The sequence below is a fragment of the Bacillus atrophaeus genome (assembly GCF_001584335.1).
Taxonomy (GTDB): domain Bacteria; phylum Bacillota; class Bacilli; order Bacillales; family Bacillaceae; genus Bacillus; species Bacillus atrophaeus.
The window spans coordinates 232265-245062 of sequence record NZ_LSBB01000001.1; the positions used below are offsets into that span (position 1 = coordinate 232265).

The 12798-nt window shown below is 45.8% G+C and carries 13 protein-coding genes; 10 read left to right on the plus strand and 3 right to left on the minus strand.

Features of this window, described 5'->3' with window-relative positions:
* Nucleotides 1-51: 51 nt before the first annotated feature.
* The gene (locus AXI57_RS01115) at nucleotides 52-900 is read left to right on the plus strand and encodes a polysaccharide deacetylase family protein (RefSeq protein ID WP_061669008.1); all 849 of its coding nucleotides are present in this window, start codon (nucleotides 52-54) and stop codon (nucleotides 898-900) included.
* A gap of 10 nt (nucleotides 901-910) precedes the next feature.
* Here AXI57_RS01115 and AXI57_RS01120 read toward each other — a convergent pair whose 3' ends face one another.
* Both AXI57_RS01120 and cimH read right to left on the minus strand, forming a co-directional pair.
* Nucleotides 911-1111 (minus strand): hypothetical protein, encoded by a 201-nt coding sequence (locus AXI57_RS01120; protein ID WP_061669009.1) that lies wholly within the window; start codon nucleotides 1109-1111, stop codon nucleotides 911-913.
* Between the two features lie 129 nt (nucleotides 1112-1240).
* Entirely contained in the window at nucleotides 1241-2578 is a 1338-nt protein-coding gene (gene cimH / locus AXI57_RS01125; RefSeq protein ID WP_003326325.1) for a citrate/malate transporter CimH, read from the minus strand.
* A 587-nt stretch (nucleotides 2579-3165) separates the two neighbouring features.
* On the opposite strand from cimH, the gene cydA reads away from it, so the two are divergent.
* From cydA to AXI57_RS01150, 5 genes are all read left to right on the plus strand, one after another.
* Nucleotides 3166-4572 carry a cytochrome ubiquinol oxidase subunit I gene (cydA, locus tag AXI57_RS01130; protein WP_003326327.1) on the plus strand — a complete coding sequence of 469 codons (1407 nt, stop codon included), beginning with the start codon at nucleotides 3166-3168 and terminating at the stop codon, nucleotides 4570-4572.
* Nucleotides 4556-5572, plus strand: a complete 1017-nt coding sequence (cydB, locus tag AXI57_RS01135) for a cytochrome d ubiquinol oxidase subunit II (protein WP_061669010.1) — start codon at nucleotides 4556-4558, stop codon at nucleotides 5570-5572. Before cydA ends, cydB begins: the two co-directional genes overlap by 17 nt.
* Complete coding sequence (gene cydD / locus AXI57_RS01140) at nucleotides 5572-7275, plus strand: thiol reductant ABC exporter subunit CydD (protein WP_061669011.1); 1704 nt, start codon at nucleotides 5572-5574, stop codon at nucleotides 7273-7275. Before cydB ends, cydD begins: the two co-directional genes overlap by 1 nt.
* Nucleotides 7272-8999 carry a thiol reductant ABC exporter subunit CydC gene (cydC, locus tag AXI57_RS01145; protein ID WP_061669012.1) on the plus strand — a complete coding sequence of 576 codons (1728 nt, stop codon included), beginning with the start codon at nucleotides 7272-7274 and terminating at the stop codon, nucleotides 8997-8999. Before cydD ends, cydC begins: the two co-directional genes overlap by 4 nt.
* A 90-nt stretch (nucleotides 9000-9089) precedes the next feature.
* A complete protein-coding gene (locus tag AXI57_RS01150; protein WP_061669013.1) occupies nucleotides 9090-9932 on the plus strand; it encodes an NAD(P)H-hydrate dehydratase in 843 nt (280 codons plus the stop codon).
* Nucleotides 9933-9964: 32 nt separating this feature from the next.
* On the opposite strand, the gene AXI57_RS01155 is transcribed toward AXI57_RS01150, so the two are convergent.
* A complete protein-coding gene (locus tag AXI57_RS01155; protein ID WP_061669014.1) occupies nucleotides 9965-11317 on the minus strand; it encodes a purine-cytosine permease family protein in 1353 nt (450 codons plus the stop codon).
* A gap of 243 nt (nucleotides 11318-11560) precedes the next feature.
* On the opposite strand from AXI57_RS01155, the gene sigY reads away from it, so the two are divergent.
* Genes sigY through AXI57_RS01175 form a run of 4 tightly spaced genes read left to right on the plus strand, consistent with a single transcriptional unit; the run spans nucleotide 11561 to nucleotide 12798 of the window.
* Nucleotides 11561-12097, plus strand: a complete 537-nt coding sequence (gene sigY, locus AXI57_RS01160) for an RNA polymerase sigma factor SigY (protein WP_010790349.1) — start codon at nucleotides 11561-11563, stop codon at nucleotides 12095-12097.
* Complete coding sequence (locus AXI57_RS01165; RefSeq protein WP_061572125.1) at nucleotides 12090-12410, plus strand: YxlC family protein; 321 nt, start codon at nucleotides 12090-12092, stop codon at nucleotides 12408-12410. Before sigY ends, AXI57_RS01165 begins: the two co-directional genes overlap by 8 nt.
* A complete protein-coding gene (locus tag AXI57_RS01170) occupies nucleotides 12407-12607 on the plus strand; it encodes a hypothetical protein (protein WP_061572126.1) in 201 nt (66 codons plus the stop codon). Before AXI57_RS01165 ends, AXI57_RS01170 begins: the two co-directional genes overlap by 4 nt.
* Before the next feature lie 2 nt (nucleotides 12608-12609).
* Nucleotides 12610-12798, plus strand: coding sequence for a PLD nuclease N-terminal domain-containing protein (locus AXI57_RS01175; protein ID WP_003326337.1), 189 nt, complete (start codon nucleotides 12610-12612; stop codon nucleotides 12796-12798).

The window sequence follows — 12798 nt, forward strand, 5'->3', positions numbered from 1 at the left end:
TAAAAACAAACCGATAAGAAGAGTAAGAAATAGACAGAAAGCAGGAAAAAAATGAAGCGGTTGGTTTTGAACTTGTGGCTTATTGCCGGATTGTTTGTTCTTGCGGCTTGTTCAGAACAAGAGGCAAATGCGGAGCAATCTGTGCCAAAAGCTGTACAGAAAACATCAGAAGCAATGAAAGAAACAGAGGATATTCCACAAGGGAAAAGGGATACGTCCGATTGGTTGAAAACAAAAGGAAAGGCGAAATTGCCAATTTTGATGTATCACAGTATTTCAACAGGAAACAGTCTCCGGGTGCCGCGCGAGGAATTCCAAGCCCATATGAAATGGCTGCATGACAACGGCTATCAAACGCTGTCGCCTGAAGAAGCGTATATCATGCTGACGGAGGATAAGAAACCGAGTGAAAAATGTGTGCTGATTACATTTGATGACGGGTATACGGATAATTACACGAAGGCGTATCCGGTGTTAAAGAAATACGGAATGAGGGCCACGATTTTTATGATCGGCACATCCATCGGGCATAAGCATCACCTTACAGAAGGCCAAATGAAGGAAATGGCGGAAAACGGCGTGTCCATAGAAAGCCATACCATTCATCATTTAGAGCTGAACGGGCTGACTGCTGAACAGCAGCACAGTGAGATGGCTGATTCAAAGAAGTTGTTTGATCACATGTTTCATCAGAAAACGTCGATCATCAGCTATCCTGTGGGGCGCTATAATGAAGATACGTTGAAAAAAGCTGAAGAAACCGGCTATCAAATGGGCGTAACGACAGAGCCAGGTGCAGCATCAAGAGATCAGGGACTGTACTCGCTTCATCGTGTGCGTATTTCCCCGGGAATGTCAGCGGAAGCTTTTGGATCGCTTCTTGAACAAGCTGTTAAGTAAAAGACGGTGTTTATTCACATCCGCCGCCCCCATCACATCCGGAATCGCTTGAAAAACCGCCCCCGTCACAGCCGGAATGGTGTGTATAACCGCTGGATGTGTCCCAAAATCCATTGTCTGCTCGGCGTGTTTTCGTTTTTGAAGGCTTTGGATTAACGAGGCAATAGATGATGTAACTGATTAATAAACTGGATATGATGATATAAATCATAGGAACCTCCTTTTATGTGGTTTCTGTAATACGAAGCGCGGGCCAAAAAGTTTCAGACGCAACGAACATAAAAAGAAGCAAGTTCCTCTGCATGCAGAAGGACTTGCTTTTTTATTTTCTAGGAAATAATCAATAAAATTGGTGCAGCAGCAATAAGGTCAGAGACACGGTGATCGCTCCGCCGATTCGGGTCGAGACTTGGGCGAACGGCATGAGTTCAAGACGTTCGGCCGCGCTGAGTATCGCTACGTCACCGGTTCCGCCTTGTCCTGAATGGCAAGCATTAATAATAGCGGTTTCGATTGGATACATATTCAGCCATTTGCCGGTGAAAAACCCAACAGTCATCATCGTGACGACAACTGATAAGATTGTAATGATATTGCTGAGATTGAAGGCGGCAACCAGCTTGTCCCACGGTGTCATTGAAACGCCGATCGCGAATAATAACGGATAGGTGACGGCGGTTGAAAAAAAGCGGGAAACGCCAAAGGCTCCATTTTCTATCGATGCAGGAACCAGTTTGAAAAGTTTAATCAGAACGGCTAACACCAGCATAGCGACCGGAGCGGGAAACCCGAAGAAGTCATGAGCCAGCATTCCGACCAGATATAAAGAAACAGCAAGAATACCGCCTGACGCAACGAGAGAAAGGTTAAAAAGCTGTTCGCCTTTGTCCTCTTGATCAAGGTTGGTTGACTGTTGATCAGATCGGTCTACTTTTCCGTTTCCCGTCCATTCCGGTTTTTTCTTACCGATGACATTTAACATTCCGGCTAAGACAATCGCGCAAAGACTTCCGAGCATGATAGAAGGCAGGACGAGTGCAAACGCTTCCCCTTGAGACATCGGCATGATGTCTGAATATCCGATTGATAGAGGAATAGCGCCTTCTCCGACACCACCCGCCATAATCGGAATAACGACGTACAGCAGCGTATGCTGAAATCCAAGGCCGAGCAGTGTTCCGACAGCTAATCCAACGCAGGCAGCGACAATAGAGCCGGCAATAAGCGGAATAAAGATTTTGACGAAAGCTTTGATTAAGACCTCCCTTTTCATGCCCAGAATACTTCCGACAACGATGCCGGCAATAAATAAATAAAGGAAGTTTGAGTTTTCAGTAAATTCTGTTGTTGAAGAAATAATATCTTTTGGAAGCAGATGATAGTAGACGACAGCGGACGGTATAAAAGTAGCGAGAATTGCCGGGCCTCCTATTGATCGGACAATCGGGATAGATTTTCCGATTTGGGCGAAAGTGAATCCGAAAAAACTCATGATGGCGATAGACGATAAAATATCGCTTTTCACATTATGAGTCATGACAAACACAGTAATTAAAATCAATAGCAAGACATAAACCGGCAATGGTATAATGCCGATTTTTATATTCATTGCTCTGGCAAAGTGATTTTCTTTTTGCACCCCTTGTAGTGAATCCGTTTGCAACTTTGGAACTCCCATCATAATCCCCCATTCTCTTTGCAGAAAAAATGTTAACTATATTAAGTATACTGAAAAATTTAAATTATTCATATAATAGAAATTTACTATCCCTGTTAAAAAGGTTTGGATGGATACAAGTAAAGGGGCGGCCGACTCAAATTGGATGATACGAAAAAACAAAGGCTGCCGCTGTTCGATGAGAAAGCGGAAAACATCATCGGAAAGCTGGTTTACCATCATTTTTGCAGTGAAAGGAGCATTTTATTCGCGTGATTTTCTGAGTTGATGTACGATAATAGAGGGTCATTTTTCCTAGCCTCAGTCATAAATCAGCTACAAATTAGACAATAATCAGTCACAAAATAAACCGTTTTTTAGGTATATTGGTCTTTTTTTTTGAAGCAAATCGTTGTAAAGTACTTATTATGAACCATGTGAAGATTGCTTAAACTATTACATTAGCGATCAATGGGAACATAATTTGACGTATTTGTGAAATGTTGAACAATATTTTAGTCTATTTTGTGAAATGGTGATCAATATCATAACCTGATTTGTGAAACATTGAGCAATACTATTTTGAAACAGGAATGGAGGATTACCGCATGAGTGAATTAGTTTTGGCCCGTTTTCAATTTGCATCAACGACTTTGTTTCACTTCTTGTTTGTGCCAATGTCAATCGGGCTTGTTTTTATGGTTGCATTAATGGAGACTCTTTATGTTGTGAAAAAACAAGAGAGCTACCTCAAAATGGCTAAGTTTTGGGGACATCTGTTTTTAATAAATTTTGCGGTCGGTGTTGTGACTGGGATTTTGCAAGAATTTCAGTTCGGGTTGAACTGGTCTGATTATTCCCGTTTTGTCGGAGATGTCTTTGGCGCGCCGCTTGCGATTGAAGCGTTATTAGCATTTTTTATGGAATCTATCTTTATCGGTTTGTGGATTTTCGGCTGGGATCGTTTATCTAAAAAGGTACACCTTCTCTGTATTTGGCTTGTGTCCTTCGGTACGATCATGTCATCCTTTTGGATTTTGACAGCCAACTCCTTTATGCAGGAGCCGGTCGGCTTTACGATTAAAAATGGCCGTGCGGAGATGAATGATTTTGGTGCGCTGATTACGAACCCGCAGCTTTGGGTTGAATTTCCGCACGTGATTTTCGGCGCGCTTGCGACAGGCGCTTTCTTTATCGCAGGTGTGAGTGCTTTTAAACTATTGAAGAAAAAAGAAGTGCCATTCTTTAAACAATCTTTCAAACTTGCAATGATTGTCGGCCTTTGCGCAGGACTTGGCGTCTCCTTAAGCGGACACATGCAGGCTGAACACTTGATGGAGTCACAGCCAATGAAAATGGCTGCCAGTGAAGGGCTTTGGGAAGACAGCGGCGACCCTGCTGCTTGGACTGCCTTTGCCACAATTGATACGAAAAATGAAAAGAGCTCAAATGAAATCAAAGTTCCTTACGCATTGAGCTATCTGGCTTATCAAAAATTCAGCGGCAGTGTCAAAGGGATGAAAACACTTCAGGCAGAGTACGAAAAAGTGTACGGAAAAGGCGACTATATTCCGCCTGTCAAAACGACGTTCTGGAGCTTCCGCATTATGGTTGGAGCAGGTGTTGTCATGATTCTTGCTGCGTTAGGCGGCCTTTGGCTAAACCGCCGCAAAAAGCTGGAAAACAGCAAATGGTATTTGCGCATCATGATCGCATTGATTTCCTTCCCGTTTATTGCAAACTCCGCGGGGTGGATTATGACAGAAATCGGACGTCAGCCTTGGACGGTCATGGGATTAATGACGACGGCTCAATCCGTGTCGCCTAATGTAACGTCAGGCTCTCTACTATTCTCTATCATTTCGTTCGGTGTGATGTACTTGATACTTGGGGCTTTACTTGTATTTTTGTTTGTTCGTGAAATTAAAAAAGGTGCGGAGCATGATGATCATAAAGATGTTCCGGTAACCACAGATCCATTTAGTCAGGAGGTATACCATGGCATCTCTTCATGATCTTTGGTTTATACTGGTTGCCGTATTGTTTGTCGGATTTTTCTTTTTGGAAGGCTTTGATTTTGGAGTCGGCATGTCTACCCGTTTTCTAGGGAATAATGAAATAGAGCGCAGAGTGCTGATTAACACGATAGGCCCGTTCTGGGACGCGAATGAAGTGTGGCTTTTGACAGGGGCGGGAGCGATATTTGCAGCGTTTCCCAACTGGTATGCCACAATGCTGAGCGGTTATTACATTCCGTTTGTGATTGTCCTGCTTGCTTTGATGGGCCGCGGTGTCGCATTTGAGTTCCGCGGCAAGGTCGATCATCCGAAATGGGTGAAAATCTGGGACTGGGTTGTTTTCTTTGGCAGTCTGATCCCGCCGTTTGTGTTAGGTGTTTTATTTACAAGTTTATTCCGAGGTATGCCGATCGATGCGGATATGAATATGCACGCTGGATTTTCAGATTATATTAATGTGTATTCAGTTCTTGGCGGTGTGACGGTGACGCTTCTTTGCTTCCTGCACGGATTGATGTTTATTACGCTGCGCACGGTAAGTGATTTGCAAGACCGGGCGCGTCAAATGGCGAAAAAGGTAATGGGAGCGGTACTTGTCGCAGTGCTTGCCTTTGCAGCGCTGTCCGCCTATGAAACTGATATGTTTACACGCCGGGGCGAAATAACCGTACCTCTTGTCGTGCTGATTGTGATCTGTCACACGCTTGCGGCGGTATTTATCCGCAAGAAAAAGGATGGCTGGACATTTGCGATGACTGGTGCCGGGCTTGCCATAACGGTAGCCATGATATTTATCTCATTGTTCCCGCGTGTCATGGTCAGCTCTCTGCAAAGCACGTATGATTTAACAGTAGCTAACGCTTCTTCCGGTGATTACTCGCTTAAAGTCATGACATTTGCAGCTTTAACCCTTTTGCCGTTTGTCATCGGCAGTCAGATCTGGAGCTATTATGTTTTCCGGAAGCGCGTCAGTCATAAGGAGCCTATGATTTATTAATGGGAAAAGACCTGTTTCTTTATAAAGGAATGAAGCGGATTCTCACAATGATTACGGTTTTGACTCTGATTCAAACAGCCGCCATTATTATGCAGGCAGAATGGTTGAGTGAAGCGGTAACCGGACTGTTTAACGGAAAGCGGATTACCGCTTTGTATCCGGTTATCGGCTTCTTCCTGTTGGCTTTTCTGGCTCGTCATGCCGTGACCCTTGTCCGTCAGAAAATCGTATATCAATATGCGGCGCAGACAGGTGCTGATCTCAGAAAAAGCTTTCTCGACCAATTATTCCGCCTAGGCCCTCGGTTTGTGAGGAAAGAAGGGACAGGGCAAATGGTGACGTTAGCGATGGAGGGAATCAGCCAATTTCGCCGGTATCTTGAGCTGTTTTTGCCGAAAATGGTCAGCATGGCTGTCGTGCCTGCGGCTGTTGTGATTTATGTTTTTTTTCAAGACAGGACGTCTGCCGTTATTTTAATCCTGGCCCTGCCGATTTTGATCATCTTCATGATTCTTCTCGGCCTTGTGGCGCAAAAGAAAGCAGACCGGCAGTGGAAATCGTATCAGACCTTATCCAATCACTTTGTTGATTCGCTGCGCGGATTAGAGACTTTGCGGTTTTTAGGACTGAGCAGGTCGCATAGCAAAAACATTTTCCATGTCAGTGAACGGTATCGAAAAGCAACGATGAGCACGCTTCGGGTGGCGTTTTTATCCTCTTTTGCCCTCGATTTTTTTACAATGCTGTCGGTGGCGACAGTGGCTGTGTTTCTCGGCCTGCGTCTCATTGAAGGGCACATTCTTCTCGGTCCCGCGCTGACTGCTTTAATCCTCGCGCCGGAATACTTTCTTCCTGTGCGAGAGGTAGGAAATGATTATCATGCAACCTTAAACGGGCAAGAAGCCGGCAAGGCGATTCAAGCCGTTTTGGCGCAGCCCGGGTTTAAACAAGAGGCGCCTCTTGATCTTGGTAAATGGTCTGATCAAGATGAGCTGGTCCTGTCTGGTGTGTCTGTTCACCAGACATTATCGGATATCAATTTTTCTATTAAAGGGAAAAAGAAAATTGGGATCATTGGAGCGAGCGGTGCGGGGAAATCAACACTGATTGATGTATTAGGCGGCTTTTTGGAGACCGATAGCGGCACAATTGAGGTCAAAGGGTCACCACGTTCCCATTTGCAGGCGGACGATTGGCAGAAGAACCTCTTATACATTCCGCAGCACCCGTATATTTTTGATGATACATTAATGAACAATATCCGGTTTTATCATCCAGATGCTTCTTCAGGGGAAGCGGCGCGTGCCGCGGCATCAGCGGGGCTTTCTGAGCTTGCCGGCCTTCTTCCTGGCGGGCTTGAGGGACGGATCGGTGAAGGCGGCAGATCACTCAGCGGCGGCCAGGCTCAGCGGGTTGCACTGGCCCGGGCCTTTTTAGGAAACCGTCCGATTCTGTTATTAGATGAGCCGACCGCTCATCTTGATATCGAAACAGAGTATGAAATCAAAGAAACAATGCTTGATTTGTTTGAGGATAAGCTTGTGTTTCTGGCGACGCACAGGCTCCACTGGATGCTTGATATGGATGAAATTATCGTGCTGGACGGCGGCGCCGTGGCGGAAATCGGAACTCATGATGAATTGTTAGCGAAAAATGGTGTGTACACCAAACTCGTGAAGGCACAATTGGGGGAAAGAGCATGAAGAAAGAAGAATGGATACGGCCGTATATCAAACAAAATGCCCGCTTGTTTGTCCTTGTGGTATGTTTGGGCGCGGTTACGATTTTTTCCGCCGCTTTTCTCATGTTCACATCAGGATTTTTAATCTCTAAAGCCGCAACAAGGCCCGAGAATATCCTGCTCATTTATGTGCCGATCGTAGCCGTGCGCACCTTTGGCATTGCGCGTTCTGTCTCCCGTTATGCGGAACGGCTTGTCGGCCATCATATCATTTTAAAAATCGTGTCTGATATGCGAGTCCGCCTTTACAAAATGCTTGAGCCGGGCGCTTTGATGCTGCGTTCACGCTTTCGCACGGGTGACATGCTCGGGATATTGGCTGAGGATATTGAACATTTGCAGGACGCTTTTTTGAAAACCGTTTTCCCCGCGATTTCAGCCTTGCTGTTATACGCTGTGTCTATTATTGCGCTCGGGTTCTTTTCTTGGTCTTTTGCTGCGCTGATGGCCATTTATTTATTTGTGCTTGTCGTGCTGTTTCCGGTTGTGTCGCTGCTTGTGACTAAAGCAAAAAACACAAGGCTGAAGAGCGGCCGGAATGCGCTGTACAGCAGGCTTACCGATGCTGTCTTGGGTGTAAGCGACTGGATGTTCAGCGGCCGTCAGCATTCATTTGTTGAGTCATATGAAAAAGAAGAAAACGCATGGTTTGAGATAGAACAGAAAAGGCAGCGCTTTACGAGATGGCGGGATTTTGCCGCCCAATGTCTTGTCGCGGGCCTCATTTTGCTCATGCTGTTTTGGACAGCCGGACAGAATGCGGACGGGGAGCTTGCTAGAACAATGATCGCGGCCTTTGTGCTTGTCATTTTTCCACTGACGGAAGCTTTTTTGCCGCTTTCCGATGCGCTGACAGAAGTGCCCGGTTATCAAGACTCTGTTAGAAGGATGAACAAAACGGCGCCTCAGACAGAGACAGCGCGAATTGCACCGGCAGCGGAGAAACTTGATCTGAACGATGTGACACTCCGCTTTGATCATGTGGCGTTTTCTTATGATGACAGCTCACAGGTGCTGAATCAATTCTCCTTTACGCTTCGCCAAGGCGAAAAAATGGCGCTGCTTGGCAGGAGCGGATCAGGCAAATCAACATCGCTGGCACTTATTGAAGGGGCTTTGACCCCCGATTCCGGCAAGGTGACGCTAAATGGAATGGAAACAGCGTCGCTTGATGACCAGATCGCGGAAGCCGTTTCCGTGTTAAATCAAAAGCCTCACCTGTTTGATACCAGCATCTTGAACAATATCAGGCTTGGAAACGGACAGGCGAGTGATGAGGATGTCCGGCAGGCCGCACGTCAGGTACAGCTTCACGATTACATTGAATCGCTGCCTGATGGCTACGACACGTCTGTCCAAGAAACGGGAATCCGCTTTTCCGGAGGAGAACGTCAGCGGATTGCACTCGCCCGTATATTGCTTCAGGACACGCCGATTATTATTCTCGATGAGCCGACTGTCGGCCTTGATCCGGTTACGGAAAGAGAGCTTCTTGATACGATATTCGACGTGCTGAAGGGTAAAACTATTCTGTGGATTACTCACCATTTGGCAGGTGTTGAAGCGGCTGATAAGGTTGTATTTCTTGAAAACGGCAAAGCAGAAATGGAAGGGACGCATGAGGAACTGCTGGCGGGTAATGAACGGTACCGCAGACTTTATCACCTTGATGTTCCTGTAAGATAGAGACAGCTTCTTTTGAAGAGGTTGTCTTTTTTTGTTTAAAAAGCGGCATTGTTTGGAATATATGTAGTAGATGCCAGAGGAGGTATGAAGATGAGTAATCAAGAGCAGGTACGTGAATGGACGGAAGAACACGTGAGGGAGACACTGCCAAAAAGAGATGCCTCAAGCCACAAAGGCACGTTCGGAACGGCTTTGCTGCTGGCGGGAAGCGATGACATGCCGGGCGCGGCTCTTCTCTCAGGACTGGGGGCCATGCGCAGCGGTCTCGGCAAGCTTGTCATCGGCACGTCAGAAAGTGTGATTCCGCTGATTGTTCCGGTTTTGCCCGAGGCGACATATTGGCGTAACGGATGGGAAAAAGCCGCACAATCGCCGCTCGAGGAATCTTATCGGGCGGCGGCGATTGGATCGGGCCTGCCGCAAACGAAAGACGTTCAGCGGGCCGTTGATCATGTGATCGCTGGGGATTGCCCCGTCATTCTCGACGCCGGCGCCCTCACAAAGCGTTCTTATCCAAAGCGCAAAGCTCCGATCATTGTAACACCGCATCCCGGAGAATTCTCTAGAATGACAGGCGTTTCAATAGAAGATTTGGAAAAGGACAGAGCGGGTTATGCGAAAGAATGGGCGCATCAGCTGCAAACAACAATTGTTTTAAAAGGCAGACATACCATCGTGGCGTTTCCTGACGGAGAATGCTGGTACAACGCGGCGGGAAATGCGGCGCTGGCTAAAGGCGGAACAGGCGACACGCTGACAGGAATGATGCTGGGAATGCTGTGCTGCCACCGGGAGGCAAAGCACGCCGTATTGAATGCGGTATACCTTCATGGTATATGCGCCGAACTATGGTCCGAAGAGCACTCGCCTCATACGCTGCTGGCGCATGAACTGTCCGCCCTATTGCCTCGTGTATGGAAACGATTTGAATAAAAAAAGCTGTCTTCCAATGAAGACAGCTTTTTTTAATAAGCGGCTTGTTTTTTCAACCGGGATTTCATGAGAACATAATAAAGAACAGAAGGCACGGCTAAGCCGACAACCCAAGCGATGTCTCCTCCGCCAAACATTTCCGCCAGCGGGCCGATGTAAAAGGATGTATTGATAAATGGAATTTCCAGCAAGATCGACAGAACAAAGGCTGACGATGTAATCCAGTTCACTTTTCCGTACTGTCCGTTTACATCAAACATCGCTTTGACATGGTATTTCCCGTGACGGACGAAGTAATAATCAACCAAGTTGATCGCCGTCCACGGAATTAGGAAATAACTAATAAAAAAGATGAAATTCAAGAACAGCTCCATGAAATTGCTTTGCCCGAGCAGACTTAACACCGCACCTGCGATTGTCACACACAGGATCATGATAATCCTGGTTTTTGGGGTGACCTTCATTTTGAGAAACGGCTCAAGTGTTGTGGTAGTAGACATAAAAGCGCCGTACAGGTTAAAGACATTAATCGCCATTTGTCCAAACAAAACGATAATCAGCATAATGAATGAAAAAGGTCCGAATAGCTGAACAATCTGGTTTCCTGAGTTTGTGGTGAAGTCAGGAAGTGACGTTGTCAGCAGTGCGCCGAGAACCATCATCCAAATTGAACTCACCGAGGTGCCGGCATAGCTGTACCAAAACGTTTTGGAGGCCGGCGTTTTCATGGGCAGATATCGCGAATAATCAGCGACATAAGGTGCGTATGCGAGCTGCCATGTGGCCACAGCGCTGATTGCGACCAAAAAAACAGGCAGGTTTAAAGTACCGGGAACCCAGCTGCCTGCCGGAATCGGTAATTGAAAAATAATGATAGTCGCAGCGAGAAATACGGCAAAAGAAGTCCAGGAGAGAATTTTTTGCATTTTGTGAATCAAATCATGGCCGTAAATGGTGAGTAAAAAGCAAACGGCACTTAAACCGATAATACTCCATGTTCCGGGAATCGGTACAAAGCTGCTTAAAGTGCTGGCTGCGAGGATCGTGCTGCTCGCAAAGAAACCTAAGTAGATAAACATAACTAAAAAGAGAGGAAGAATTGCTCCGATCACCCCAAATTGGGCACGGCTTTGAATCATTTGCGGGATGCCGAGCTGAGGGCCTTGCGCGGAATGGGAAGCCATAAAGATAGCGCCGATCAAGGTTCCGCAAATAATGGCAGCGACACTCCAAAATAGATTAAGCCCCATCGCCACGGGCAGAGTGCCGGTTACTAATGTTGTAATATGCATATTTGCCCCGAACCACACGGGAAATAAATCTTTGGCCTTTCCATGTCTTTCTTCTTTCGGAATGTGTTCAATCGTTCGCCTTTCAACTTTCACTAGACAGTCCCCCATATGTTTTTAAAATATTGTTTTGCTTAATTTGATATATCAATAGGTAAGTTGTTTGACATAAAGTCTTAGCTTAACAGACTGCTCCGCCGTTTACAAATAACGGTCAGCGGAAAATACCGGTAAAATTATAAATGGCGATACTAAGAAATAAATGATAAAAAAATGAACGATCTGATAATTGATGTCGTCTCATAAGACAGAACGACAAGAAAAGGGGGCCGGCAACCTTTGGAGCTACCAGATGAGCAGCAATTGATTCAGCAGGCTAAAGAGGGGGATGACGCTGCATTTACAACCCTTTTCCAGCACCATTACACATTTTTATATAAGTATCTATTGAAGCTTTCACTCAATCCCGATGTCAGTGAAGATTTGCTTCAAGAAACCTTTCTGAAAGGATATATGCATTTGCACAGCTTTCAGGGAAGGTCAAAATTTTCTACATGGCTGATTTCCATTGCCACACGGCTGTACCTTGATCATCAAAAAAAGAGAAAGAGAGAAAAGCGGCGGCAGCAAACCTTTACAGACGAAACGGTACGCAAACTGAAATGGGATATTTCTGCTAAAGGAAATGAGTGGAGCGAGACGCTTGAGGCATTCTCGAGGCTTGCCCCCGATCTTCGTACACCGGTTTTGTTGAGGCATTATTACGGTTATACCTATTCGGAGATCGCGGTGATTCTTCACATAAAGGAAGGGACAGTGAAGTCAAGGGTGCATAAAGGATTACACCGAATCAGAAAGGAGTGGGCCGATGAATAAAGAGAAGCTTTCCGCACATTTGCAAACAGAGCTCGATAAAATTGACCAGAGTGCAGAACCCGCCGTTCCCGATCAGAAAGAATTGCTTCAGCAGTTATCGCATTTTAAAGAAGTCCGAAGAAAATCCATTCTCAAAGAAGGTATCGCGTTTCTATTTTGTGCGCTGGCTGTGGTGAGTATCTTTGCCTTAGCCGTTTCTCAAATTCCGGCAGTCTTTATTTTCTTACAAGCATGTGCGTTTCTCAGCCTTCCGGTTCTGGTCATGGCTGAGAAAAAAAGACAGCCCCCTGTAATAGAGGTGAAGCGCAGATGAGCCAAAATGAGATATTCATTGTTGTGTTTGCTTATCTGGTCGTTTTGTCTCAGGGAATCTTTTTATTTGTTGATGCGAAGAAAAGAGGGCGATTGGCATGGATGTGGGGACTTATCGGACTTATTCAAGCACCGCTGCCTATTCTTTGTTATTACTTTTTTGTTATCAAACCTGATCGAAAAAAAAGGAGGCTGTAACGATGAGTATTTCTTGGGAAATGATTCTTCCGCTGATCGTATTGCAGGCTGTTCTGGCAGTATTTGCGCTCATCACTTGTGTAAGGGAAAAAGAAACAAATGGGCCGAAGTGGATGTGGGCTGCAGTCATTATTTGTCTCAATATTATCGGCCCGATTTTATTTTTTACTGTAGGAAGAAAACAGAGATAG